31 protein-coding genes are annotated in these 26,856 nt (G+C 36.3%); 9 read left to right on the top strand and 22 right to left on the bottom strand.

The genetic code is table 11. The annotated features are described in order from the left end of the window. The 8 genes from BM211_RS20305 to BM211_RS20265 all read right to left on the bottom strand — a co-directional run. A partial coding sequence (locus BM211_RS20305) for a helix-turn-helix domain-containing protein (RefSeq protein ID WP_256217160.1) occupies positions 1-172 on the bottom strand: 172 nt, incomplete at its 3' end. A 485-nt stretch (positions 173-657) separates the two neighbouring features. After that, positions 658-1,419, bottom strand: a complete 762-nt coding sequence (locus BM211_RS20300; protein WP_035433847.1) for a bifunctional DNA primase/polymerase — start codon at positions 1,417-1,419, stop codon at positions 658-660. Positions 1,420-1,708: 289 nt separating this feature from the next. Next, positions 1,709-3,754: a glycoside hydrolase family 13 protein gene (locus tag BM211_RS20295; RefSeq protein ID WP_090999155.1), complete on the bottom strand. Its 2,046-nt coding sequence runs from the start codon at positions 3,752-3,754 to the stop codon at positions 1,709-1,711. Between the two features lie 244 nt (positions 3,755-3,998). Continuing rightward, positions 3,999-4,724 carry a VanZ family protein gene (locus BM211_RS20290; RefSeq protein WP_090999153.1) on the bottom strand — a complete coding sequence of 242 codons (726 nt, stop codon included), beginning with the start codon at positions 4,722-4,724 and terminating at the stop codon, positions 3,999-4,001. Next, the gene (locus BM211_RS20285; protein WP_090999151.1) at positions 4,721-5,050 is read right to left on the bottom strand and encodes a PadR family transcriptional regulator; all 330 of its coding nucleotides are present in this window, start codon (positions 5,048-5,050) and stop codon (positions 4,721-4,723) included. The genes BM211_RS20290 and BM211_RS20285 overlap by 4 nt, the downstream gene beginning before the upstream one ends. A 907-nt stretch (positions 5,051-5,957) precedes the next feature. Then, a complete protein-coding gene (locus BM211_RS20280) occupies positions 5,958-6,287 on the bottom strand; it encodes a 6-aminohexanoate hydrolase (RefSeq protein WP_090999149.1) in 330 nt (109 codons plus the stop codon). After that, a complete protein-coding gene (locus BM211_RS20275) occupies positions 6,280-6,516 on the bottom strand; it encodes a helix-turn-helix transcriptional regulator (RefSeq protein ID WP_000659766.1) in 237 nt (78 codons plus the stop codon). The genes BM211_RS20280 and BM211_RS20275 overlap by 8 nt, the downstream gene beginning before the upstream one ends. Positions 6,517-6,854: 338 nt before the next feature. Further along, the gene (locus BM211_RS20265; RefSeq protein ID WP_090999145.1) at positions 6,855-7,904 is read right to left on the bottom strand and encodes a M42 family metallopeptidase; all 1,050 of its coding nucleotides are present in this window, start codon (positions 7,902-7,904) and stop codon (positions 6,855-6,857) included. A gap of 206 nt (positions 7,905-8,110) precedes the next feature. Here BM211_RS20265 and BM211_RS20260 point away from each other — a divergent pair, with 206 nt between their 5' ends. Both BM211_RS20260 and BM211_RS20255 read left to right on the top strand, forming a co-directional pair. Beyond that, complete coding sequence (locus tag BM211_RS20260; protein WP_090999143.1) at positions 8,111-8,458, top strand: PadR family transcriptional regulator; 348 nt, start codon at positions 8,111-8,113, stop codon at positions 8,456-8,458. Further along, complete coding sequence (locus BM211_RS20255; RefSeq protein WP_090999141.1) at positions 8,445-9,443, top strand: HAAS signaling domain-containing protein; 999 nt, start codon at positions 8,445-8,447, stop codon at positions 9,441-9,443. The genes BM211_RS20260 and BM211_RS20255 overlap by 14 nt, the downstream gene beginning before the upstream one ends. Before the next feature lie 203 nt (positions 9,444-9,646). Here the strand turns inward: BM211_RS20255 and BM211_RS20250 are convergent, their stop codons facing one another. The 3 genes from BM211_RS20250 to BM211_RS20240 all read right to left on the bottom strand — a co-directional run bounded on the left by BM211_RS20250 (position 9,647) and on the right by BM211_RS20240 (position 11,353). Beyond that, complete coding sequence (locus tag BM211_RS20250) at positions 9,647-9,973, bottom strand: nucleoside triphosphate pyrophosphohydrolase (protein ID WP_090999139.1); 327 nt, start codon at positions 9,971-9,973, stop codon at positions 9,647-9,649. A gap of 169 nt (positions 9,974-10,142) precedes the next feature. Then, the gene (locus BM211_RS20245) at positions 10,143-10,478 is read right to left on the bottom strand and encodes a hypothetical protein (RefSeq protein ID WP_090999137.1); all 336 of its coding nucleotides are present in this window, start codon (positions 10,476-10,478) and stop codon (positions 10,143-10,145) included. A gap of 86 nt (positions 10,479-10,564) precedes the next feature. Further along, positions 10,565-11,353, bottom strand: coding sequence for an enoyl-CoA hydratase (locus BM211_RS20240; RefSeq protein WP_090999135.1), 789 nt, complete (start codon positions 11,351-11,353; stop codon positions 10,565-10,567). Between the two features lie 188 nt (positions 11,354-11,541). Here BM211_RS20240 and BM211_RS20235 point away from each other — a divergent pair, with 188 nt between their 5' ends. Continuing rightward, positions 11,542-12,942: an O-antigen ligase family protein gene (locus tag BM211_RS20235; RefSeq protein ID WP_090999133.1), complete on the top strand. Its 1,401-nt coding sequence runs from the start codon at positions 11,542-11,544 to the stop codon at positions 12,940-12,942. Between the two features lie 43 nt (positions 12,943-12,985). After that, positions 12,986-13,459: a hypothetical protein gene (locus BM211_RS20230; RefSeq protein WP_090999131.1), complete on the top strand. Its 474-nt coding sequence runs from the start codon at positions 12,986-12,988 to the stop codon at positions 13,457-13,459. Positions 13,460-13,606: 147 nt separating this feature from the next. Here the strand turns inward: BM211_RS20230 and BM211_RS20225 are convergent, their stop codons facing one another. The 5 genes from BM211_RS20225 to BM211_RS20205 form a co-directional block, all read right to left on the bottom strand. Then, positions 13,607-14,296 (bottom strand): pseudouridine synthase, encoded by a 690-nt coding sequence (locus tag BM211_RS20225; RefSeq protein WP_090999130.1) that lies wholly within the window; start codon positions 14,294-14,296, stop codon positions 13,607-13,609. A gap of 105 nt (positions 14,297-14,401) precedes the next feature. Then, on the bottom strand, positions 14,402-14,713 hold the full coding sequence (locus tag BM211_RS20220; RefSeq protein WP_090999128.1) for a hypothetical protein: 312 nt from the start codon (positions 14,711-14,713) through the stop codon (positions 14,402-14,404). A 174-nt stretch (positions 14,714-14,887) separates the two neighbouring features. Beyond that, positions 14,888-16,447: a fatty acid--CoA ligase gene (locus tag BM211_RS20215; protein ID WP_090999126.1), complete on the bottom strand. Its 1,560-nt coding sequence runs from the start codon at positions 16,445-16,447 to the stop codon at positions 14,888-14,890. A gap of 143 nt (positions 16,448-16,590) precedes the next feature. After that, positions 16,591-18,081: a coproporphyrinogen III oxidase gene (locus BM211_RS20210; protein ID WP_090999124.1), complete on the bottom strand. Its 1,491-nt coding sequence runs from the start codon at positions 18,079-18,081 to the stop codon at positions 16,591-16,593. 326 nt (positions 18,082-18,407) lie between these two features. After that, positions 18,408-19,277, bottom strand: a complete 870-nt coding sequence (locus BM211_RS20205; protein ID WP_035433877.1) for a Cof-type HAD-IIB family hydrolase — start codon at positions 19,275-19,277, stop codon at positions 18,408-18,410. A gap of 136 nt (positions 19,278-19,413) precedes the next feature. Between BM211_RS20205 and BM211_RS20200 the strand changes: the two genes are divergently transcribed. After that, the gene (locus BM211_RS20200; RefSeq protein WP_035433879.1) at positions 19,414-20,028 is read left to right on the top strand and encodes a DNA-3-methyladenine glycosylase; all 615 of its coding nucleotides are present in this window, start codon (positions 19,414-19,416) and stop codon (positions 20,026-20,028) included. Between the two features lie 40 nt (positions 20,029-20,068). On the opposite strand, the gene BM211_RS20195 is transcribed toward BM211_RS20200, so the two are convergent. The 3 genes from BM211_RS20195 to BM211_RS20185 form a co-directional block, all read right to left on the bottom strand. Further along, positions 20,069-20,893: a DUF4037 domain-containing protein gene (locus BM211_RS20195; protein WP_090999122.1), complete on the bottom strand. Its 825-nt coding sequence runs from the start codon at positions 20,891-20,893 to the stop codon at positions 20,069-20,071. Between the two features lie 180 nt (positions 20,894-21,073). Next, entirely contained in the window at positions 21,074-21,430 is a 357-nt protein-coding gene (locus BM211_RS20190; protein ID WP_035433883.1) for a YlbF/YmcA family competence regulator, read from the bottom strand. 113 nt (positions 21,431-21,543) lie between these two features. Beyond that, entirely contained in the window at positions 21,544-22,674 is a 1,131-nt protein-coding gene (locus BM211_RS20185; RefSeq protein WP_090999157.1) for a DUF445 domain-containing protein, read from the bottom strand. A 306-nt stretch (positions 22,675-22,980) separates the two neighbouring features. Here BM211_RS20185 and BM211_RS20180 point away from each other — a divergent pair, with 306 nt between their 5' ends. Further along, positions 22,981-24,045, top strand: coding sequence for a YheC/YheD family protein (locus BM211_RS20180; RefSeq protein WP_090999120.1), 1,065 nt, complete (start codon positions 22,981-22,983; stop codon positions 24,043-24,045). A gap of 42 nt (positions 24,046-24,087) precedes the next feature. Here BM211_RS20180 and BM211_RS20175 read toward each other — a convergent pair whose 3' ends face one another. After that, on the bottom strand, positions 24,088-24,333 hold the full coding sequence (locus BM211_RS20175; protein WP_035433885.1) for a hypothetical protein: 246 nt from the start codon (positions 24,331-24,333) through the stop codon (positions 24,088-24,090). A gap of 53 nt (positions 24,334-24,386) precedes the next feature. Continuing rightward, complete coding sequence (locus BM211_RS20170) at positions 24,387-24,581, bottom strand: alpha/beta-type small acid-soluble spore protein (RefSeq protein ID WP_035433887.1); 195 nt, start codon at positions 24,579-24,581, stop codon at positions 24,387-24,389. A gap of 252 nt (positions 24,582-24,833) precedes the next feature. Between BM211_RS20170 and BM211_RS20165 the strand changes: the two genes are divergently transcribed. Then, complete coding sequence (locus BM211_RS20165) at positions 24,834-25,034, top strand: alpha/beta-type small acid-soluble spore protein (RefSeq protein ID WP_035433889.1); 201 nt, start codon at positions 24,834-24,836, stop codon at positions 25,032-25,034. A 20-nt stretch (positions 25,035-25,054) separates the two neighbouring features. On the opposite strand, the gene BM211_RS20160 is transcribed toward BM211_RS20165, so the two are convergent. Then, positions 25,055-25,273: a hypothetical protein gene (locus BM211_RS20160; protein ID WP_035433891.1), complete on the bottom strand. Its 219-nt coding sequence runs from the start codon at positions 25,271-25,273 to the stop codon at positions 25,055-25,057. A gap of 720 nt (positions 25,274-25,993) precedes the next feature. Between BM211_RS20160 and BM211_RS20155 the strand changes: the two genes are divergently transcribed. Further along, on the top strand, positions 25,994-26,212 hold the full coding sequence (locus tag BM211_RS20155) for a hypothetical protein (protein WP_035433893.1): 219 nt from the start codon (positions 25,994-25,996) through the stop codon (positions 26,210-26,212). Positions 26,213-26,469: 257 nt separating this feature from the next. Beyond that, complete coding sequence (locus BM211_RS20150) at positions 26,470-26,772, top strand: hypothetical protein (protein ID WP_051957323.1); 303 nt, start codon at positions 26,470-26,472, stop codon at positions 26,770-26,772. Positions 26,773-26,856 lie beyond the last annotated feature (84 nt).

Genomic DNA, 26,856 nt, shown 5'->3' with positions numbered 1-26,856 from the left:
TAAGTTGTCTTTGCATATCATAACGATTGTAATTTTCTTTGTTTTGCTTATATTTCCGTTCTTTGTCTAGCAAGGCAGAATTATAGGTTTGACGACAATATTGTAACCAACGGTCTAACACTTCTTTTTGTGTTTCTGTTGGGAAGATTTCATATTTTTGATTCAACAACATTGTCATCCCCTCCCGTTCGTTTTGCCCTTATGTTTCGATGTATTGTTTTAGCATTTCTAATGGTGCACCGCCCACAGCCAGCAAACGATAACTTTGAGATCCAAATCATTCTTTACATACATTCTATCTAATTTGAGGAAATTCCTTTTTCAATCCTTTGGCTTACGCCAACCAAAATTCATCCCCTCCCTACTCATTGGGCTTCACCCTTCTCATTCCTTGAGGAAGGGGAATTCTTTTGGAAACATGTTAAAACAAAGGGAGCAAGCAAGTAGTGGTTATGTTGTATTCTGCATAGTAAGCATGTCAAAAAAAAATAAATGTAACAATATAAAAACCTATATACATAATATATACATCGTTTACTTTGTTATAAGGCGAGACTATTCCATACATAGCGTCGCTTTTACCCTACAATTTCATTAAAAAAGCGAAGAATATTTATCATTCTTCGCTTTTTTATTTGCTACATGTAATCGATTTTTTTATTGTAAAGGTACGAATTCAAAACCAGATTGATATGGCGGCGCAGAACTTCCCCATAATTTATCTTGATTTGAAAATGGTTGCTCTGAAGTCTCTAGCTCGAAATATGATGTAACGCCATACTCAGAATTTTGTGGATCTGCACTGTACCAATCACAAGGTCTGCCCATTTTATCTCTCAGGTAATCAGTTTTACCTGTTATTAAATTGATTTCCTGTGAATTTTGTTCCCAAACTGTTAACGTGCTTTTTGATTGGTCGCTAAAATAAATCCAGCCGCGATTCCCTGCATTGACATATTTTTTAGTTCCTCCTGCCTCAGCATTCGGTCCACCAATCCACATTGACATGGTAACTGGTGTATTATGTCTTATATATCCATCACTTTCTACCCCATCTGGAGCTTCAAAATTGATAGGTGTACCATAGTACTCATTACCTTTTGTATCCTTATGAGTCTCAGCAGTACCATAATAAGATTTATCTTTATACTGAATTACATAATGCCAACCCGCAAACTTCTCATAAGTTACCCCAAGTTTCTTCTGACCTACACCTGCATAAGCAGCATACCGAGGCTTACCATCCCAAATTTTACGTACCATTATATAATCTTTATTTGTCTTGACTGGATCTCCATAAATATCCAGTATACGATTGCCCTCAGCTGCATAAGCAGAATTTGTAGGAAAAACAGTTACGATTAAACTAAATAGTAATAATAAGACCGTAAGTATAGGTAGTTTTCTTTTCACGAACATATCTGAACTCCTCCTTATTTTCAAAAATGATTACGCTACCTTCCTGCATAATCTTAACATTAAGTTTTAAAGATGTAGATAAATTCAGGAACATATGTAAAATTGCATATTTATATACTTACAAAGGTGAAATTCTATCTGAAAAAATGGAAAATTCCTTTACAAAAAAATAGCAAAGGTTCCCTCGCTGAAATCGAGGAAGCCTTTGCTTGTTTCAAAAACACTTTAAGAGTGCTCAGCTTAGCTGGCAAAACAAGAGCAATCCATGGAGATATATTGGTTATACGATTTATTGTGCTAAAATTGCACCGTAATGCCCATCAACTGTAAGAGTAACAATTCCATTCTGAACTGTGTACGTTTTACCAGTCAATTTGTCTGTAACGATACTGCCATTTTGCATGCTGAGTTGCCATACAGGAACGGTTACACTATGACCGACAGAATCATTGTTAAGTACAACTGCGATTCTGTTTGTTGTGTCAAAGCGGCCATAGGAATAGATTTTATTTGTATCATCTGTTTGCAGCGTCATAAACGAACCTGTTCTTAATGCCGGGTATTGATTACGGATACTGATAAGTTTTTGCGTTAAAGCTACAGCACGATTAGAAGTATTCCCTTGTGACCAGTCAAACGTACGGCGGTTGTCAGGATCGGCGCCTCCCATCATGCCATATTCATCTCCGTAATAGATCGTTGGCGTACCAACATATGTCATTTGAAAAATAAGCGCTAAATACGTCTTCCAAATATCACCGCCAGCACGTTCGCCAAAACGTGAAATATCGTGATTGGATAAATGATTGCTCATCGCTTGCTGAACGTTTGCTGGATAATTCGCACGCGTCCCTCTTAACCAGTTGTCAAATTGAGAAGTAGATACGGAAGCCGCATTGCTATTGAAATCTTTTCCTGTGATCCACTGAGAAACTGGTTGTGTAAATCCGTCAAAGTTTGTGGTACTATCCCATTGGTTCCCTTGATTTGTCCAAGAATTTGCATTTCCCCAGTATTCGCCAAATATTGCTGCATTCTCGTTTACAGACTTCACGGCACTTCGGAATTCAGACCAAATTTGGTGATTCACCAAACTACTACCATTTCCTCCACCAGCATCTGCACCGCCAGCATCTGTATATTGAGGTGCATCTAATCGCCAGCCATCAATGTTATACGGGGCTTTCAAATACGTTTTTGCTACGGAATCACTATTGCCATATATTTGCTTTCTTACTGGTGATCCACTCGCTCCATAATCTAGCTTCGGCAAACTGTTGAATCCTAAAAAGCTAGCATATGTATTCGGCCAAGACTGGAATGTATAATAATTAGACCATTGGCTCGATTTCGACTCAAAAGCGCCTAAAGAGGAAGATTGATTGTACTTATCAAACCATGAATGAGTGTCTCCGGTATGGTTAAATACACCATCCAACACTAAATACCCCTTTTGTCCGCTTGCTGTACTATGAACATTCGATGATAGCGTTTGCAAAGTTTCGTTTGCCCCAAATGCAGGATCCACATTCATATAATCTTGTGTATCATACTTATGGTTAGAAGGAGATTTAAAAATTGGATTTAAGTAAATAATGTTCGCTCCTAATGTTTGTTTAATGTAACCGAGCTTCTGATTGACTCCCGCCAAATCACCGCCGAAGAACACAAGGTTGTTCGTATGACCAGGATTAGCATAAACACTGCTTCCCCAAGCTTTTTTCTCCGTTGATGCACCGTCATAAGTGTATGCATTCGTTTGCACATCATTCGAAGAATCACCATTATAAAAGCGGTCAGGGAAAATCTGATACATCACACCGTTTTTCATCCAATCCGGCGTTTTAAAATTCGGGAGAACATAAAAATCACCTGATGATGGTTCAGATGTAGAAGGGCCGTTCGCATTATACCAAACAGAAGAAGACCCATCAGTAATTTGAAAACGATAATATTTTCGTGAAGGACTAGCCAGGATTGTTCCTTGCCAATAATCAAACGTCCCCGTAGAATCGCCCGACGCCCACGACATCGGAATAACATGGAACGCTCCGTCAGCAGTATCATAATACTTTATATTGACACCGGTAATATCCCCTTTAAACGTCCGGAATTTCAGCGTCACACTTTGAGCAGATGTCGGTTCTGGCGCGCTATCATAAACAGGACCTTGGTCATGGAATAAACCATTCCACTCTACATTGTTGTCGTTAGCGGCAGCATAAGCCGATGATGAAGCTGGCGTGTACAGTAAAGATGTCCCTAAAACAAGTGAAGATAATGCAATCGTTTGCATAATAGAGCGTGCTTTTCTATCTTTCTTTACTTTTCTCATCACAAACCTCCTGGAATGTAAGTGCTTTCATTTTTATTATATAAGGAATCTAGTAAAAGTAAATGAATTTTATATTAATCTCAAAAACGCTATTCTTTCGTGTATGTGCTTAACAAAAGAATAGCGCTTTTTTACATATAAGGAATAGTCTAAATTACCACCTGAATAATAATAAGACAAAAAAATTCCTGTATATTTTTTATTTAGACTCAAGATCTTTTGTGAATGAATTACAATAAACTTCTCACTTCACATAGTTCGGATTAGATGGTTTAATGAATTTCTTAACTTGCAGCCTCTGTAGTAATTTCCACCCCATAAACCCAACTAAGAGGCCAACCAAATCTAAAATAAGACCAGTAGTGCTAAAAGTACCTACTAGCATGACAATATACAACAACTCAATGCTTAAAGTTAATTTAATAAAGAGCATAAAAGCTGCTTTAAAAGAACGGAACCTATGAAATAAAATCGGAATTAAAAATCCCAATGGAATCATTAAGATAATGGGTTTAACTGCATGAGCTATCCAAAAGCCAGGTATGTTATACAGAAAAAGGGTATAGAAAGGTGTAATATCAACAAAAGTGCGAAGCAACCACATCACATCATGATTTCTTGAAAATTGCTCAATAATCCCAAGAAACCACTCACGACCAGCGCTATTTCCTAAGTACTCATACCAAATAAAGAATAATATATAAGGAACAAATAAAGACCATGCAAAACGCTTTATGAACTTTTCATATGGAAAAATAGATTTTTGAAGTTCTCCGCCAATAAAATTTGGTTCTCCAAAATGTTGTATGGCTAATTGTTTTGCCTGTTTTGCAGACATCCCTTTTTTAATATATTCTTCTTTTAAACTATTGAGGTGATCGAGCAATTCTAAAGATAGTTCTTCACGAGCCGCCTTATCTAGAGCAGTTTTTTTTACAATACGTTCTATGTAATTTTCAAATTCTTTCATGCAAATTCTCCCTTCCTGCAAGCTTGAATAAGCGCAGTAATTTGCTCCCAATAATTCAGCTTCTTCTCTAGTTCTTCCTTGCCAGCTATAGTAATACGGTAAAATTTTCTTTTTTGTCCTGTTTCTGATTCTCCCCAGTAAGATTCAATCAAATTCTTTTGTTCCATTCGTTTGAGTGCTGGGTATAGTGTACCTTGACTCATATGGTAAACATCGTTACTTTGTTCTTTAAGTTTTTGAATAATTTCATAACCGTAAGTATCATCGTGAGAAATTATAGAAAGTACAAGTATATCAATACTTCCTTTCATCATCTCTTTATCCATTTTTCCACCCCCTAACATACATCGTAACACGACATATGTCGTAAAACAACATAAAGACACTTTTAGTAACCTAATTTCATGAAAGCTTTATTTTAATCGCCTTGGGTATGTGTACCTATCTTAGGTTGATCGGCGGCAGGACCCCATGCCATCAAACTAAGAAAAGCAAATACCCCAAAATAAAAAAATTGACATCTCCTGGTGAAAATGTACAATTTTCTTGTTTTTGGGTATTTCTGTTGATAGTAATGTATGGTGAACCCTATTAGTTATTCATACGACTTTTATGAAAATAAAACAACAAGTTCCCAATAAATATAGTGGTCCAACAAATTCTCTGAAGCCATTTCATCATAATAGATTCATCTGAAAAAAAGTCAAAGCTACTATAATAACAGCACCAACCATCAAAAGTATATGTAATACAGGATGAAATTCCCTTCGTGACATTTAATATCACCACATTCTTGCTTATATTTATCTATAAAAATAATAATATATCAAATTTACAAATTAAAGAAAAAACCAAAATTTTACTTCCTATATAAATAACCTTTGATATTAATGGTTTAAAAAACATTAAATTAAGGTGAAAGAGGAAATACAAACCAAAGAATAATGATTACTAAAATTAATAAACCTATTTTTTTCTTATTCATTAAAAGCCCCTTATATTCCATACATTGACAATATATGGATATTTTAATATACATAATGCATTTTTACTAGGCTTTTTATTACAAATAGGTTTTCTTTGTTTGCTTTTTAGTATTTACAGTTTTGAATACGATTAATTATTTTTATGAATGTAAATTTATATTTAAAAGTTTACTTTCAAAAAGGGGCAATAAAAAAAACAGTAGTGCATAAAATCACTACTGTTTTTCTATTGTTTCTTGCAAGTGAATTATTTAAATTCCTGTCTATATAATTTAAACGAATAAATAGCTCCAACGAAGAATACAACGGCTTCAAATAATATGAAGATTTGACGGAAATTTTCAATATCTTTACCAACTAAAGAAATAAATATAGCATTCATTATAATTTGAGTAGAAAACATACGAGAAATAATTTTAAGATAAATACCATTTGTTCTTTCATCTGGTTGACCAAATTTTTTGCTGATAATGAAAAGTGCAATTAATGAACCCAAAAATAGAACTGCAGTAAATCCTACAACGATATTGAAATTGTTTGTGCTTTCTAACATCCATTTGTTTAATAGATCAATCATTATTATCTTCCTTTCCTACATAAGAGAATATTTCGTTTATATCAACTTCAAAATAATTTGCTATTCGATATGCTAACACCAGTGAAGGAGAATAATTGTTCTTTTCCATAACAAATATCGTTTGTTTAGAAACTCCAACAGCATCAGCTAAATCTTTTTGTGACATTCTTTTTAATACTCTATATTCATACACTTTATTCGTTATAGAGTCTCCATGTTTTTCCTTCATAGTTAACACCTTCCTTTCCTAACACCTATATTAAACTTATTTTATAAAAAAGTAAAGTTTAATTATACAAAAGATAAAAATTTTTATATAAATTAAAAGAAATCCTATATATATTTTGAATTTAAATTTTATAAAAGAGTACCGGTACATCGCCACCATGCTAAGAAATTTATTATTTTCTAAAACAACAAATGAACTAGATTCCCATAGACAACTAAAAAGAGATAAAATTTTCGTTTTTGGGGTATTTAATTTCGTTAGGTTGATAGGCATGCGGCAGGACCCCTTATACAAAAAAAGAGCCAATCCTCACTCAGATCAGCTCTTTCCTTTATTCCTTATTCTCCTACTAACTGTGATTGTACATACGCATAAATAAGCGCCTCTGTATGCGCAATCGATGTCTCATGTGTACGCTCATAAGCATGAGAAGCATCAATACCAGGACCAATTAATCCATGCTTCACATCTACTCCGGCGCGGATTGCTGCTGATGCGTCAGATCCGTAGAATGGATAGATATCCACTTTATATTCGATATTATTTGTTTTCGCAAGTTCTACTAAATGTTTGCGCATTGCATAATGGTATGGACCGCTCGAGTCTTTCGCACAGATCGATACAGTGTATTCATCTGATGCTTGACCATCGCCAAGTGCACCCATATCAACCGCTAAGTATTCTACTGTTTCTTCTGGAATATTAGAGTTACCGCCATAACCGATTTCTTCATTATTAGAGATTAAGAAATGAGTTGTATATGGTAGTTTCGTATTTTCGTCTTGTAATCTTTTAATCAATTGCAGTAAGATCGCTACGCTTGCTTTGTCATCTAAGTGGCGCGATTTAATGTAGCCGCTGTCTGTCATTTGAACGCGCGGATCAAATGATACGAAATCCCCTACTTCAATGCCAAGTTCGCGTACTTCTTCTGGTGAAGAGACACGCTCATCGATACGAATTTCAATATTTTGTTCGTCACGTTTTGCTTCTCCAGCATTTTTGTATACGTGGACAGACGTTTGATGGATTAAAATTGTACCAGTATACGTTTTACCACATGCTGTTTCGATTTCGCAATATTCTCCTTCTACCGCATTCCAGCGAAATCCGCCAATCATAGATAATCGTAGGCGTCCGTCCGCTTTCATTTCTTTTACCATTGCGCCTAATGTATCAACGTGAGCAGTAAGGAGACGTTGTTTCGTATCGTCTTCCCCTTTCACCGTTATAATTAGGCCGCCTTTATTGTTGCGCTTCGTTTCTACATTCCACTCTTTTACGTAGTCCTCAATAAAACGAATAATTGTGTTCGTATTTCCAGATGGACTTGGAATTGAAACAAGTTGTTTAATTAGCTCCATTGTGTCTTTTACGTTATGTACCATATGCTTTTCCCCTCTCTTTTATCGTTCTAATATTCAGTATAATAGAAAAATGACGAAATAGAAATAAAACGGAACTCCCATTGTAAACTTAAAAAAAAGATGAATCAAATTTCATGTCAAATAATGTTGTAACAAAAATACTGTATGATGCATAGCATGAATTATATACTGTATGACATATAGTAAATAAAAAGGGAGGTGGGTAAATGAGTACTTTATTGAATTCATTAACGACTGAGCTTAGGAGGGGAACGTTGACATTAGCCGTTTTAAGTCAATTACGAACACCCCAGTATGGATATTCACTTGTTCAGTTATTGGAGGAATCGGGCATTACCATTGAACAAAGTACCTTATATCCATTGCTTCGCCGATTGGAGAAACAGGAATTAGTGACGAGTAGTTGGGATACATCTGAGAGTAGACCCCGTAAGTTTTATGTTTTAAGTGAATATGGGTTAGAGATCTTTTTACAGTTAAAAAGGGAATGGCTTAAGAATTCGAAAGAGCTCTATAGCTTATTAAAAAAGGAGGAAGACGATGAATCTGATTGAGATTTATATACAAGAAGTTACTCGGAGGCTACCTGAAAAAAATCGTGAGGATATTGCGCTAGAGTTACGGTCAACCATTGAGGATATGCTGCCTGATGATTATAGTGAAGAAGATGTAAAGGCAGTTCTTGCAAAATTGGGGAATCCAGTCACAATGGCTAATGGTTATCGAGACTGGCCAATGCACTTAATTGGTCCACACTATTTTGAGGGATATGTGACGCTACTAAAAATGATTTTACCGATTGCCGCTGTCATTTCGTTAATCTCGGTGATTGCCGAACATTTTATTGGCTATGGCGGCGACCAAGCGGTTATAAATACTGTTTTTAGTCTTATAGGAAAAGGAATAGGGGGCATCATTGAAGTAGGGATCCACGTATTCTTTTGGCTAACACTTGTGTTTGCTATTTTAGAAAGAGTAGATAAAGGAAAAGATGGAGAGCCATTAACAGCAAGCTTTAAAAAATGGACACCTGATGATTTGAAGAATACCCCTAACATTCCTAAGAAAAAAGCGATTACGAAAGGCGAAGTATTTGGAAGTTTAATGTGGACTGCGATTTGGTCAACTCTTTATTTTTATACGAGTCATCTTGTAGGTATATATGAACGCGGCAGAGACGGACTTGAACTCGTGACCCTAACTTTTAATCAGAAAGTTTTACTTGGATATTGGCCAATCGTTCTTGTTGTAATTTGTTTCGAAGTAGCATTAGCTCTCTATAAATTAATACAAGGACAATGGACAAAAGGAATTGCAATTTGTAATACTGCACTCCAGCTTATCTCCACCATTGTATTCACTGTTATAGTAATAAATCCGAATGTGATAACCAAAGATTATATTACGTATATGGCTAATTTATGTAACATAACAGCTAATCAATTTGAAACATGGGTAGTTGGCGGTGGAATTTTCATCTTTATTTTATTTGCAGCAATCAGTGTATTTGATGGCTTCCGTAAGGCTAGAATTCGTTAATATATTCGCCTATTAAACTACCATCCAAAAACAATAAATAATTAAGTAGTCGTTATTCAACTATTGGGCGCATGCCAGCAGTTTATCTCCCACCAAACATTCTAGCCACTGGAACTGGATAATGCTTTCACCAAATTTTGAGGTGGGAGTATTACTGCCCACGAATAGCAGGATAAAAGGCATCGCATATACTGCGATGCCTTCTACTCTTCACTCACTTCTACTAAATACACACCTTTTTCAAATCCGCCGCGCTCCGCTTCTTTCTCCTGGCGAACACGCTCAACATCTTCTAACGTTACACCTTCTGCTTTTGCCAATGCTTTAATCACTTCTAATGCATCGGCTAATGAATCTACTGCATGCTCACGTTCTTGCATAGATGCAAACTCACGCATTTCCTCTATTCCAATTTTCGATAATTCTTTTATGTACTCTTGTTTACTTAATTTTTTCGACGTATATGTTTTACCAGACATTAAAATCATTTCTGGCACACGATCGCGGACGATTTTATTATAAACTGACATGAGGACACCTCCAAATACAAATTAAAAAGCTCTTTCTTTTTAGACGAGCGAGAACATCTGACCATGCACGCAGCGGTTAGTGCCTTTTTCTGCCATATGCAATATTTAAAACAAAGAGAGGAAGCAAGTAGCGACTTATGTGTGGGAACATTTAAATGGATTTATATACTTAAAAACACCCTAACTCTGCATAATATAAAAACCAATGTTTTTTTACACAAGCTGACGACATATAAATACTAGATGAAATATGACTTATTTCTGGAAAGAAATAATTTTCATATTCTTTCTCTGGCACACCGTAAAAAGCGCGGAGATGATCTGGCACAACACCGTCATATGGGTCTTCCATTCTCTCAATCTCACTTTGCATAGCTGCCTTTGGATTACCAGATAGAAACATTTCTGTTCGAATTGCTGCGGTTGGTGTGCGGTGTAACAGCACGTATACGAGTAACCATGCTACGATTATGATTATGCTTATTCTTTTTTGTTTTAAACTCATCCACTTCTCCTTCTATCATTCAAGAAAAAAGTGCTAACACCATTATACAAAAAAATGTGTTAACACTTTCTATTTTTATAAAACTTTTATTCCCCTTTAAACACCGGTGAACGCTTCTCTAAAAACGCGGTAATTCCTTCACGATGATCCGCTGTTCTTCTCATTGCGTATTGACCACGTTTTTCAAGCTCTAGCGTTTTTTCTAACGAAGGGCGGTTTAATTCAGCCAAAACTTGCTTCGTTTGAATCATAGAAGCAATTGGTTTTTGCAGCCATTCGCTAATTTTTTGTTTCACTGCATCTTGGAAATTCTCACCGATTACTTCATCAATCATACCAATCTCAAGCGCTTCGCTTGCGGATAATTTCTTTCCTTCCCAAATGATTTCTTTTGCCATATGCTCGCCAAGGCGTTTTTGTAAGAAGAAATGTCCGCCGCCATCTGGAATTAAAGCGATGCCAATGAAATTCATCGCAATAATAGATGAAATATCAGCCATTACGTAATCAGCTGTTAAGGCAATGCTAAGTCCAAGCCCTGCTGTAGGGCCATGAATCGCACTAATCACAAGCTTTGGCATTGTATACAGCGCTACAATAATTTCGGAAATAGTATTCATAATGCCGTCAAACGCACTTTCATCTCCGCTTGCTAACATCGATTTAATATCGCCGCCCGCTGAAAAACCACGGCCGTTTCCGCATAGCACCACAACGTGAACAGAACTTGCAGCTACTTCTTTTAATTTTTGTAGTAGTTCTTTTAACGTTTGCTCATCCAATGCATTTAGCACTTCTGGACGATTTAACATAATCGTCGCGACGCGCCCTTCATATTGTACAATTACTGATTCTGCTTTGCTTGAAACTGTCATAAACTCTCTCTCCTTCTATAATCTGTTATCCTTATATAATTATAGAAAGGGCTTTCAAAATCCTTCTTTTTTCTTAATTTTCTGTCGAATTTACTCGTAATTAACCTTCCATTTATTTACTATCTTACCAAAGTAGTGTATCGTATAAAAAAACTACATTCATTTCTTTAATTATGAAAGGGGACAAAATGAGTACCAAATTGATACAAAAGGAACATTATTTCACATATTTCTTTCTATTATTCATAGCACTGCAACCGGTCTTAGATTTATTAACATCACTGTCCATTCAAATGTTACATATGGATGCAACGTTAAGTATTGTCGTACGTTTTGGCGTGATGCTTCTTGCGATGATCTATCTATTTATTTATCAGAAAAATAAAAAATCTATCGTGTATATTTGCCTATTAGGCGTTATCATGACAGCTGGACTTCTTAATAATCTCGTTGTAAAACATCCCATTTCACTTGGAGAAGAAGTTAAGTTTATGGCTAAATGTATGTATCCAATCGTTATGTTGTTCGGATATATTCTTGTCTTTAAAACTTTGCGAGGCAAGCAAAACTCGTACGATACATTATTACGTTATTTCTTATATGCCAGTTTATTCATGAGTTTTGTCATGGTTATTTCCATCGCAACTCGAACAGACTATCAAAGTTATACGATCGAGAAAATTGGCTCGAAAGGATGGTTTTATGCCGCAAACGAAATCAGTGCCATTTTAGCTATTACATTCCCGGTTGTTGTCCTGTATTCGATTCATAAGACAACTTCTATTACACAAGCATACTACTGGCTTCCGACGATACTAGCACTCTATTCCAGTATTATGATCGGAACAAAGGTTGGATACGTATCTATTATTGTGACATTAGGAGTGGCACTATTCTTTTCGTTTATCGAATATATGATGAAGAGAGGCCGTCCGCAGCTCATTAATACAATTCTCGCCTTGATTGTATTAGGAGGCGTCATAATTGTAACGCCGTTTACACCCATCGCCAAAAACATGGACATTCACTTACAAATATATAATAAACAACAGCAAGAACAACAACCTAATAAACAACAACAAGAACAACAGCCTAATAAACAACAACAAGAACAACAGCCCAATAAACAACAAGAACAACGGCCTACTAAACAAGAAGAACGAACGTTAACAACTGGAGAAGTAAACAGTTTAATTTATAGTGATCGTGACAAATTTTTAAACATGCATAAAAAGTACTTTCAAGAAGCACCACTGTCACAAAAATTGTTAGGCATGGGCTATGCCGGCAACTATGAAGAAACACCAAAAGTGGTAGAAAGAGACTTCCATGACCTATTCTTCTGGTTCGGTATTATCGGATTCATCATATACATACTGCCATTTGTTTACTTCGGCATCAGGCTTATATTACGTATTCTCACAAACTTCAAGTCTATTATTACAGTAAAATATATGTTGCTTGGCACGGCAATCGCGCTTGCAATTGCCACCGCATTTACAGCTGGACATGTATTTGCTGCACCGGCTGTCAGCATTTTCTTTGTTGCCTTGCTCGCTTATCTGATTGTGGACTTACAAGCAGAGTGATATAATGAACCATCACATTATTAATTACAATTACGGAGGAACTATGCTAACTTTTGAAGAAAAATTAACGATTATTGAATCTTTTCCAGAGCTAGAAAGAAAAACTGTCTCTCTAGGACGCATTAATTTTCATTATGAAGAAAGCCGCCTAGACAAAAAGAATGTTGTATACCATTTACATCCGAACGGAAATGGGTTTGTCTATGCCGGGCATCTAAAAGGCTACAAAACGAACGATAAAGGAATGGTGAACATCCGCGATTTTTCAGCGGAAGAACTTCGCTCCTTACTTGAAAAATCAATTGTTGCCCTTTCACAAGAACCAGTAGAAGAAGTTGCAATTGCGGAGAACTTTCAAGAAGAAGAGTGGGTAAATGAGGACAATCATACCTTAACTCTTATTAAAGAAGATGAAGATATGTGGAACGTTTATGCTGGGATACAGTTAGATGGTACATTTAACTCTTACAAAGAAGCGGCACAATACCTTGACGAAGAAGGATTTACACGCAAGTAAGAAAGACGGGCCTGCACTATATCGGCGACTTTTCGAATATATCAGCGCTTTTCGCAATATATCGGCGCTTCGACACGATTTAAAGACCCTTCGACGATATTCGACTCGCAAGTAGAAGGAGGTGATCGAAACGATCACCTCCTTCTTTTATCCTAATAGCGCCAGAAGCTCACTTAGCTCCTCCTCAGTCAAATCACGCCACTTCCCTATCTCTATTCCATCTACTGTGATATTCATAATCCGAATGCGCTCTAACCTCGTAACAGTATAGCCAAACGCACGGCACATCCGGCGAATTTGCCGGTTCATCCCTTGTGTCAAAATAATTTTGAAGACACAATCACTGATCCGGTGTATCTCACACGGATTCGTTTTTCCATCGCGAATCGTTACACCGCCGGCCATTCCTTTTAAGAAAGCATCGTCAAATGGCTTATCAACTGTGACAATATATTCTTTCTCGTGACCATATTCGGAGCGCATTATTTTATTAACGATATCACCGTCATTTGTCATTAAAATTAATCCTTGTGATGCTTTATCTAAGCGGCCAATTGGAAAAATGCGTTCTGGATAATTAACAAAATCGATAATATTTCCTTCAATATGCTTCGCCGCTGTACAGGTAATCCCTACCGGTTTATTTAATGCAATATAAATAGGGTGCGTCTTCTTAGGAATCGGTTTCCCGTCAACAAGGACAATGTCGTCAGGCTCTACTTCTTGCCCGGGCTCACAAATTTTGCCATTCACGGTAATTCGCTTTTCGGCAATGAGGCGATTCGTTTCTCTTCTTGAATAATAACCTGTTTCACTAATGAATTTATTAATTCTCATGCAAAGTTCCTTTCCTTATTCACGCTTTTCCCATTTTATCATGAATGTACACGGCAAAAAAATGCTCAAAACCATTCTGAGCATTTCAATATTTTTCATGAACTTTCAACCTTGTAAGCTCCAATAGTACATCCAAAAGATAAACCAAAGAAACCAAAAGGTAGGAATTATATTGAACCATTTGATTAGCTTGTATTTTCCTCTTCGATAAAATATCCTTGCCAGTAGTGCTGTTACTATGACTGTTAAAACAAAACAAGGATACGAATAAAAAATGCACCGTCTGAAAATATCCTTTTCTGAACCTGGTGCATCAAAAATCATCCCCGTCATAATACCTGGAACAAATCCTAGCACAATTAATAAGCCGTAAAGCAGCTGCGTAGCATTCATTATATCTTTGACTCTTTTCTCCATCTTCCCACTTCCTCTATATCTTCTTGCATATCGCGGCAATACTGATCATGAGATCCTCAGATAGCTGAATATAACTTAAAAGAAAAAATATTCAAACGAAATATATGTATTTAGCATAACAAGTTAACAAGAAAAAGCACAGCCACAAAACTGCAGCTGTGCTTTTACGCTATCTTAAGATTTCTTTGCTTTCTTCAAAGATTCACGCAATACAAATTTCTGTAATTTCCCACTCGCATTACGCGGCAGCTCATTCGCAAATTCGTAACGACGAGGGCGTTTATAATCAGCTAACTCTTCACTTTCTTTACAGTAACGCTCTAATTCTTCTTCTGTTAATGACTCATCTTTCTTCACAACTACCGCAACAACGCGTTCACCCCATAGTTCATCTGGTTCACCAAGTACAGCTACGTCTAAAACACTGTCATGACTATGCAAGAAGTCCTCAATTTCACGCGGGTAAACATTCACACCGCCGCTAATGACCATGTCGTCAACGCGGTCCGCTACATATAGGTACCCATCTTTATCAAAATAGCCAAGATCACCAGAATGATACCAATCTTTATACATTACCTTTTTCGTTGCTTCTTCGCGCTTATGATATCCAGCCATCATGCTTGGCCCGCGTACAATGATTTCTCCCACTTCATAAGGTGCAAGGATATCGTCCGGTTCGGATGGTTCATCTTCATTTGACTTCACGATACGCACTTCATGACTAAAGCAAGGTGTACCCGCTGATCCTGCTTTTGTAATTTGATCTTCTTCTACAAGAAAGGCAACAACAGGGCCAAACTCTGTCATTCCATAAATTTGGACAAGATCAATATACAGACGTTCTTTACATTCTTTCACAAGCGCTGGCGCCATTGCTGCTCCGCCGTAAATTCCAATCTTCATCGAAGTTAAATCGTATTCTGTTAAATCTTCTTGCAGCAGCATATTCCACATTGTCGGCGCCGCAAAGAACGTTGTAATTTTCTCTTTTTGAATTATTTCTAACACTGATTTCGTATCAAAATGATGCAAAATCACATTTTTCCCACCAACTTGAATGCGCGGCAAAATACCAGCGTTCAATTCACCGCAATGATATAACGGCGCAACAACTAATCCAACGCTATCGCGTTTATATTTTAAATAATATGTACAAATCATACTATGCTCAGCCATGTCTCGGTGGCGGTGCAATACCCCTTTCGGATTCCCAGTCGTCCCGCTCGTATAAAGCATCGAGCAGTAATCCATTTCATCCACTTCAATGCCTGTCGGTTCTGCCTTTGCCTCATTTACTTTTTCATGATAAGAAACAGCAAAGGGCGGCGTGTCCTCTTCAATGTACCAAAATGAAGTTTGCGGAAAGTCACGTTCAATTAACGCAATTGTTGATTGAACTTCTTTTTCAAACACAACAACTTTAGAGGAAGCATCTTGTAATATGTAGGAAACTTCTTTCGCTTTCAAACGGAAATTAATCGGGTTAAAGATTGCGCCAATCTTCGCACAAGCGAGGTAAACCGTTACAAATTCATGTGAATTATATAAGTATACTGAAACGCAGTCTCCTTTTCGTACTCCTTCTGCAAGAAGAGCGTTTGCCGTTTTATTTACTTCCATATCCCACTGTTTATATGTAAAGCGAATGTTTTTTGCAGGTTCTACTAACGCTTCTTTCTGTGGATATTTTTGCACAGCTAAATCAAAAATTCTACCAACAGTCATGTACATGCCGCATATTCCCCCTTTTAATTTTCATAATTTTATGAATTCGTTCATAAATAGACATTTCCTGCTCATTTTTACTTCCTTTTTCTGATCATTCTCGACAACCTTTTACAAAGAAAAAAAGAAACCGCCAAACTGGCAGTTTCTTATCCGAATAACTCTTGTAAAATTTTAAGTTTATCTTCCGTATACTTTACATAACCATCATTATATGATTTTGGATCTTTCGGGTTCGCAAAGTGCGTAATCGCTCCCGTCTGTGGATGAACAAATTTACTTGATGCACCACAGCCCAGACCGATAATAGATTGTACTTCTTCCATAATGACAATGTTATAAATGCTTTCTTGACTTGGCATTGCATAGCCGACGTTCTCTAAGTTACCTAAAATATTCTTTTGACGATATAAATAATAAGGTACGTAATTATGCTCTTTCGTCCACTCTTCTGCTTCGCGCATCATCGCTGTAATCTCTTCGCGGCCTGCTACTTTATATTTACGCTTATTTTGCGTCATTTCAGAAGCACGCTTAAAGGATAATGTATGCACCGTTAACGATTCTGGCATAAGCTTTTCTGTTTCATCTAACGTATGCTTAAAGATATCTAATCCTTCACCTGGAAGACCGATAATTAAGTCCATATTAATATTATTCATACCCATTTCGCGAGCAAGATGGTACTTTTCAATCGTTTCTTCTACTGTATGATGACGTCCAATTGCTTTTAATGTTTCTTGATGGTACGACTGCGGATTAATGCTAATGCGGTCGATATTCCATTTATTTAACACATCTAGCTTCTCTGGTGTAATTGTATCGGGACGCCCTGCTTCTACTGTTACTTCACGAACTTGCTTTACATCTGGGAACGACTCATACATCTCTTCATACAACATGTCCATTTCTTCAGCTGTAATACTTGTTGGCGTACCGCCGCCGTAGTAAATCGTTGTTACTTTCACGCCTTTTTCTTTTAAAAACTTACCAATTTCACGAACTTCATAATGTAAACCGCCTAAGAATGAATCAACAGATCCTTGGCGTCCATTGATCGCATACGCTGGGAATGTACAATATGCACATTTCGTTGGACAGAACGGAATTCCAATATAAATACTTACTTCTTCTTTTAAACGATATAAATCTGAAACAACAGATAATTGACAATCGACAATGCGCTGCATAAGCTCAATTTTTTCATCATGAATTAAATAGCTTTCACGCAGTTCATGATGTGCTGCTTCTTTTGTCATACCGCTTTGCAACATTTTATGAAGAAGCTTCGTTGGGCGCACACCTGTTAAGATTCCCCACTTTTGTTCCACGCCTGTTAACTGCTGAAGAACAGACAAATATACATAAGAAACAACATGTTTCACTTGCTTCATACGTTCCTTTTCTTCTGTAAAGGACGATAAATCTTTAGAAAACGTCCCTTCATACACGTTTCCAGTCTCAATTTCTGTTAAACGAGCAGAAGCCGTCACATTTCCTTCTATTTTTATATCAACAATGACATTTGCATCTTCCTGTTCAAATGCTACCGTACTTTCTTCAAAAAATAAGCCGCTAATATTTTGAAGCGGACGTAAAAAACGATCATCTTGTAACGTTTTAATTGAAATTAACAACAATCATCACCTTTTCTATTTTCAAACTTCCTTTAGTTTACTTGAAGGGTGATAGGAGGTCAACAAGGAACTACTGGGATGCGAAAACCCTCTTTTTTAGGGGGACGAGGGGGCTTGGCCATGTGTGGAAGCGGTCAGATCCTTTTTCTGCAGTGTATTTATGTCGAATAATGTAGAGTGGTCTTTATATCGTGTCGAAGCGCCGATATATTCGGAAAAGCGCTGATATATCCGAAAAAGCGCCGATATATTCGGAAAAGCTCCGACACATCCGAATTGCTCCTATACAATACAAAGAAACCCCAGGCACCCGCCTGAGATTCCCATTACTATTTCTTCGTTTGTAAATGATTGTTTAAAAATTTAATTGGAAACTGCTTTCGGAAATGTTCTTTAACCATATATTGCACGCCGTTTTCGTCATTTGATCGTGTGATCCAATCGGCAGCTTTTTTCAATTCAATCGGAGCATTGCCCATTGCTACTCCTAATCCAACATTTTCAATAACACTTAAATCTTCAAGGCTATCTCCAATCGCTACCATTTCTTTCAGATCAATATCGAGATGCTCTCCTAATAATTGTAGCCCGCGTAATTTTGATACATGAGGCGGTACAATTTCGATTTGTACTTTCCCGCATTCTATAAAATGCGCATTTTCAAATGATTTTTGTAAAGTCGTAAGTGCACGCTGCTTTTCGCTTTGACTTGAAAATGTTACATCAATTTTTGGGGCAGCGACCGGTTGATCACGCAATGCATCGCCAAGCGAATCTACAAATTGAACCGGATAAAATAACGGCTCCGAAGTGGATAGAACTGTTCGGGCAATTAAATTTGGTGTATGTTGATGGCGATTACCAATTGAAAACCTTTCATGAGAAATGCGAATGTTACATTCAAAATATTCGAGTACTTGCACAATATTAAACGTTGTTTCTTCTGATAAACGTTTTTGAGTTAATGGTTTATCTAATGAAGATGAAATAAACGCACCGCCATGCGTCACTAAAATCGAATTCAGTTTTAATGATTTTGATATTTTGTGAGCAGATTGAAAATTCCGGTTCGTAAATAGCGTAACGTATACACCTTTTCTCTTTACAAATTCAATCGCTTCACGCGTTCCCTTTTGTAATTTCCCATTTGGAAGTAAGAGTGTTCCATCTATATTAAGAGCTAGTAACCGATAAATCATGATGAAGTACCTCCTCTTCTTAGCTGCATTGTTCTATCATTAATTTATGAAACAATATTGTTAATTAGAACGAATTGGCATTTGCGCAATAAATTTGCTTTAATAAGAGATAAAACAACGAAAGGAATTTGCTAAAATGAAATGGCCACTTTCTTGGTATGAAGGCGATACGTTAGACGTTGCGAAACGGTTGCTTGGACATAAACTTGTTCACATTGTAGATGGAGTAAAACGAAGCGGAATCATTGTCGAAGTAGAAGCATATAAAGGACCTAATGATAAAGCGGCCCATAGCTATGGCGGCCGCCGCACAGAACGAACAGAAATTATGTACGAATCTCCTGGCCATGCTTACGTGTATCTTATTTATGGCATGTACCATTGTTGTAATGTCATTACAGCACCAGCAGGAACCCCGCAAGGAGTGTTAATTCGGGCATTAGAGCCAGTAGACGGCATCGAAGAAATAAAGCAAGCAAGATACGGAAAAACAACAATTACAAAATCACAGTTCAAAAACTTAACAAATGGACCCGGAAAACTATGCAAGGCACTGGGAATTACGTTAAAGCAAAAAGGGCTTCTCCTTACGAGTGATGAGCTCTATATTGAACAGGTTTCTCCAGAACATCACCTTTCTCATTCATATAACATCACTGCAGGCCCGCGTATTAATATTGATTACGCCGAAGAAGCGGTGCATTATCCATGGCGTTTTTACTTTCAAGATCACCCGTTTGTTTCAAAATAAACGAAAAAGGTGTTTTCGATACATGAAAACACCTTTTCTATCACTTCGTATATCTCATATGATTCTTTTGTTCATGAATATCTAATTCAGGAAGGTGTTCGTGAACAAGATTAATTACTTCCTCAATTAACGATTCTAATTCTTTTGTACTTTTTTCTGGATTATCCATTAGAATAGTAGTCATGCGATCATGAAGATTTTCTGGTTTGATTCTCATACGTTCAGTATTAAAAGGCATCCATTTAAATACCGGATGATGAACATACATTTGATTCAATCCAAATAAAACACCAAACAACTTCTTCTGCACATCACAAAATACATCATAGAACATCAACCAATCTTTTCGTTTCAAAAGTGCTTCACGGTTATTCCAACGATTTCCAAGCCAAAGATTTTCTGAAACCATATGTTTGGAAAGTTCTACAGGATATTCTGCCACTTTATTTTTTAGCATGTTAACTTTTTCTTTTCCATACAAGCTCACACCATCATGAATAGAAGCAACAATACATTGTTTATCATAATCCGTTTCATACTTCTCTATCACATCAGAAATAAATCGTTCTACAGTTGAAGATAAAAAATTGCTTATTTCTAATTTAATACCATCTTTCGTTACATAAGATTCAGACCACTCTTCTTCTTCGTAAGGATGATAAGACAAAACATGTCCTTCCACGCGTTGTATCGGTGCCTGACGATCTTCATCTTCTGGTGGTACTGACCACAAAATATGTAACTCTATATCAGAATTTTCATCATGCCAATTTCTTGATACGGATCCAGCTAAAATAATAGCTTCTATTTTTGGATTTTCCCTATATATAGCTGCCATCTCTATTGATTTCTGTTTTAAATCCATCTTATTTCCTCCGTAAACATTCTAAAGTTTCTCCCCTAAGCTTTCGTACAAATACTCTATTTCTACTTTTAGAGTACTAATTCCTCTTATTTAAATATCCTGTTATTCACTCAGACTGCATAAACCTTTGTATAGGCAAAATAAAAAACACTTCCTCGCTAACGAGAAAGTGCTCTGTTATTACGCTTGCATATAAACGTTATATAAATCTTCAAGCGGCTTCATGATAATTTTGTTTACATCGCCGATTAAAACATTTAAACGTTGCTCTGCTTGCATTAAGTTTGTAATTTTTGCGTTTTGTTGTACTAATGCTACAACTTCTTGCGCTTTTTGATTATCTTCTTCTGTTAATTGCTCACCTTGCATCATTTTTTGCTGAAGCTCCATTTGCATCATACGGAAACGATCAAATAGTTGTTTCGCATCTGCATCAGCTTGTACTTCTGCGTAGCTCACTTTTAATGATTGAAAATCTGGATGTTCTGAGATTGTTTTTTGTAATTCATACGCAACATCATGCATGTTATTTGCCATTCTATATATCCTCCTTGCAATGCGATATACGATCACATTGTTTATATGTTTTCAATCCTTACATACTCTTCTTACGATATCAGACTATGTATCATATGTGAAGTAAATTCACTTTATGACGTTATAATTAATAATAACCCCTGCAGGGCTCCAATTAAACCACCAAGTAATGCGCCTAAATACGTAATCATTTTCAATTCACTTTTTGTAATAGATAAAACTAGTTCTTCTATACGCTCAATTGGAAATGTTTCTACTTCTTGCTGGACAATATCAGCTAAATGCAAACGTTGCATAATATCCCCGATATGATTTGTCGCCCACTGTAAACCCTTTTGCACAGCACTTGGAATCACATTGTTTCTTACATTATCACGAATCGGAGCACATATATCACGGACAGATTGATTGAATATAGTACTTACCGTTTGTTCCACTTTCACAAAAGACAGAATTCCTTTTAGGACATCATCTTTTGAAACGAATGCTTCTACTTCGCTCACTTCACGTTGTTTCAGCTTTTCCCACTCTTTTTTCATCACATCAGACAACAATTGTTTCGTTCCCTCTTGCTGCAAAAATTTAATCACTTCTGGCTGCAACTTGTCGGCCAAACTTACATTACCTAAAAACATGCCCACTAAATTTAATAATGTCCCGCGCGATGCAAAAAAGTCATCAATCATTTTAGAGAGGCGTTGTTTCCCTTCTGCACTTTCAAAGAAATCCACAGCTTTTCGGATAATAAAATTTGCTGCATCTGGCATTTTCTGATCAATCTTTTCGTGAACAGACGGCGGCAAGGCTTGTTCCCACGTATAAGCACGATATGTTTCAAATAATGAATCCACTTTATCTGTTATGATGCCTTCAATTTGCTTTGTAACTCGTTCTTCCATATGAATCATATCCAGATTCTCTAACACTTCATGCAACGTCTGTTCATTCATCAGAAGCTTGTCCGTCGCTGTTTGCGCCCAGCTAATAAGCTCTTGCTGGAACGACTCATTTGTTAATTTCTTCTCAATTCCTTCTGGTGTTAATAAATGATCAACAACCATTTTCCCTAATTGTACAGCTAACTCATCCCGGCGCTTTGGAATTAGTCCAGGTGTAAACGGCACCCGAAACTTCCCAATATATTTAGGATGATGCGGTCGAAATAACATTTTAATGGCAAGATGATTTGTATATCCGCCAATAACCGCACCTATTCCTGTCGTTGTTAGCAGATTTAGCCACATATTCACAATATATCAACCTTCCGTTTCCTATATATAAATCCATTTTCTTTTTTTAACATATAAATCGCCACTTACTTTCTCCCTTTGTTTTCATTCTTGCATGTAGCAAAAAATCTCACCTAAAAAGAAAAGGATTTTTAATCGATTTATACACATACCCTCCATTATAACTGCTATACGATGCACCAGTAAACGAGATACTAGTCAATTCATCAAAAATAGTACTCATAGTTGGTATAAGACACATTTCTGTGAATATTACTCAAGTAGATACATGTTTAGTTCCCTATAAAAGGAGGTTGTCTTATGGTTCTCGGACTATTAACATCACGTTTCCATCATGAGCAAGAATACTACACAGAAATTGCAAAACGCGCATGCTTCCATCACATTACTGTTTCCCAGTTTACTCCCTTTAGCATCAATCCCCAAACAGAGCTTGTGAACGGACTTGTTTTTGATGCCAATCAACAAGATTGGGTAGAAAAGCAATTCTCCATTCCATCTCACATCTATAATCGATGCGCATACAAAACTGAAAAAAATATGAAGAAGGTGCTCCCAATTATCAAATGGTTGCAAAGCCGCCCGCAATCCGTATTTTTAAACGCTGAACTTCCAAATGAAGCCGATATGTATGAAACTCTTGCCACAAATAAAAAACTAGCACCATATGTTCCAGTAATCAAACATGCAAATGAAAAGACAACTCTGCAATTATTACAGACCAAAAAAGATGTGATTTTAAAGCCCTGTCATCCATTTTCAAAACAAAGCATTCATCATATTTCTTATCAAAACCGGATGTTTCATGTTACTACATTAGAACAAAATCAATTTCTGACAAAAACATTTCAAGCAAGAGAGCCATTTTTCTCTTGGTTACAATCGTCGCTGCAAACATGTGAATATAACTTGCAATCTATGGTGCGGACCCCCCCTGTCCATATTCGCTATCTTTTACAAAAAAACAAAAGCGGTATATGGGAAGAACCAGAAAAGCTCATTCAAATAGCCGGAGCACCTTATTCTTTCTTATTTCCTCTTACAGAGCAAATACGTTGTATTCCGTTTACGAAGTGGCAACATCAGCTATCTAAGATTGACTTTACACTGCTGCAGGATAGTTTACACAACATTACGAAAGAAGTCCCTCAAACTTTAGAAAATGCCTTTTCTCACTTATTTGAATTAGAACTTTCGATTGTAATGGACAATAACGGTGCTGTTTGGCTCTATCATATCAATTCAAACCCTAGTTACTCCGCCTTTACTAAACATAATGTTGATTTAGCTGAAAAAATATGTACCGCACCGCTTCATTATTACCGTTATCTAAATCAGAACAAAAACAGTAAACAGGAAATGTAAATACGCGAAAAACCCGTCTCAACTTTTTGCTGAGACGGGTTTTTATATGAGCTGTACAGTGACTTCGGTTTGCCTTTCACAAACCAGGCAATATAACAGATGAAGGCAATATTGCTGCGAATCATGTGCAGATAGTCCATCGACTTTCTCTAGCAATTCTTGATCTTGATATGCACTATATGGACCTAGATAATCGACTGTTTTTCCGCAATCTTGCAGTAAGCTCGTACAATTAGGACAAGTATATTCTTTATATTCTAATGCATTACAAAGCGGACAAATCGCCATTTTGATTCCTCCAAAAAAGGGACGGTATTCCCGTCCCCTATAGCCATTTACATTTATTTTTGGAAACCACCTAAATGTTGCTCTGCATAAGATACAAGGCGTTTTGTAATTTCACCGCCAACAGATCCGTTTGCACGTGATGTTGAATCTGCGCCAAGTTGTACGCCAAACTCAGTTGCGATTTCATACTTCATTTGATCTAATGCGCTTTCCGCACCAGGAACTACAAGATTATTGCTTCTAGTCATGTTATCTCACCTCCTTGTATTGGTGTATTCATAGTATGTAAAAGCACATTTTTTCTATCCAAGTAGAACATGTGTAATTTTTGGCATTATTTAAATTTACAAATTTTACAAATCAATAACTCGCATATCTTTCTACGTATCATCCATACTATGAGTACAATCACTCCAACGATGGATTAGTGCCAAACGGGGCGATCCTGGTTCAACTCCAGCTAATCCAACCAAAAACTCACACTTAGGAGGACATATACTATGACAAACAGAAGTTCTAACCAATTAGTAGTACCTGGTGCAGAGAGTGCTTTAGACCAAATGAAGTACGAGATTGCAACTGAATTCGGAGTATCATTAGGTGCTGATACAACAGCTCGTGCAAACGGTTCAGTAGGTGGAGAAATTACAAAACGTTTAGTAGCAATGGCTGAACAAAGCCTTGGCGGATTTCACAAATAAATATATATGGCAAAAAGGTCTCAAGCATCGCTTGAGACCTTTCCAGAGTGTTGGGAACTTTTATTGTAACTATGGATTTCTTTGGCATCGGCAAAACTCCGCTCAATTGTAGAACAGCGTACTTTATATAATCGTTTTCCAGCTCTCATTAAAAAACCACTGTCTAGATCTGTTTTACTTTCGCGAATTTTATCTTTTGTGGAAACACCTTCCTTTTTAAGGTTTAAAGCTTTTCCCATGATCCTCACGATCTTGTATGACAGCTGCTTCTAATTCCTCCATTAAACAAAATTTCATAAGCAATTTTGAATTTTTTTAAATATCTATATCTTATTAGTCTCATACACATGTGCTTGTTCAGAACCTAATACCCCTTCCTTTAAGTCAGAAGACCCATATTCTTTACAAACTATTGTTTTCATCATCAATCCCCCTTTTATTCTTTTAAACGTAAAAATAATCACCTCAATATGTAAACTTAATTATATTTTAGAAATAAAATGCGGAATATTCTAATTATTACAAACCCTCAATTAGTTCCCTTGTTTTTGGGTGTAAGTGCTGGCTAGTCGTGTCGGGGATAAAACCCCACATGGCTTTGATATATATAGCAAAAGAACACCATTTTGAACGGAAGGACTAGCGGTTCGGCGGGTATAACTGCTAGTCCAGGTCAAACCAGGTCAACATCCCGTTTTTGTCTGTTCGGCTTAGCGACATATCTATACTTGCCAAAATAATTCTTCAAGGAGGTAATATAACAAAACAAAAGAAAATACTATCCGTTCCTTTAGGAATCTTTAACTCCTTATATAGAGAGTTAGAAAGACAAGCATATTAGATTGGCAAAAAATAGCACAGTAATATCAATGGTTTTATTCTTTCATTTGATATATCAAATTTTTTATGTATATACTATTATTATAAATATTCATAAAATTCAAAAAGGTGGAAATTCAATGGAAAACCCTAAAAAAATTCAAAATCCTGTAGATAATATCTCTCCCTTATTTAAAGTAATCTTACTAATATTAGCTACATTTAGTATTATAAAATTCATACTAAATCTCATTAATAATAAGATAGACACTTTTGATTATCTAATTCTCATCGGAGGAATAGGTTGTATTTCCTTAATATTAACTAACACTTTAAAAAAAAGAACAAACAAAAAGTAAAAGTAAAAAAAGACATCTATTAATAACCTTTTAGATGTCTTTTTTTACTTTTATCAATCCAATAATTCCTAATACCCAACAAATAACTTGCAAAAAAACTTTCTCAACTTTTTCTTTTAAACAAACACTTTATTTTTTTTAGATGTAAATATAATATATAAATAGAATTATATGGAAGAAAACCCTATCTCTGGGAGTGATTTTCTGTTATTTCCGACAATAAAGCCATCTATAAAATATTGAAAGGAGGTGAAAAAATGACAATGACTTTGAACAAAACCAGAATAAATGCACTTTTAGGTCTTACAGCACTTGCCACAATCGCCCTCATGACGTTAATGTTTGCACAACTAGGTGCTTCTTCCGGATTGGCTAATTTAATACTTACATTCCCAGGTCTTCCAGCTTGGTCAATACATGCTATTAGAGTAGCATTAGAAACTGCTGGATGGGTTGCTGCAGTTACAGCTATTTTAGGAAGTGCAGGACTTGGAACCGTTGCCGCTATATTCATTAGTCAAGTTCGTAAATACGGTACAAGATATGCAATTCAATGGTAATTAACAATAAAAGAAGGGTTTATTTACTTAATAAGTCCTTCTTTTTATATTAAAATATAATAATGTAAAAGCAGAATAAATAGT

The sequence above is a fragment of the Bacillus sp. 491mf genome (genome assembly GCF_900112415.1).
GTDB lineage: Bacteria > Bacillota > Bacilli > Bacillales > Bacillaceae_G > Bacillus_A.
The sequence above is the reverse complement of the archived record's forward strand: the minus strand, read 5'-3'. Positions and strand labels throughout refer to the sequence as shown.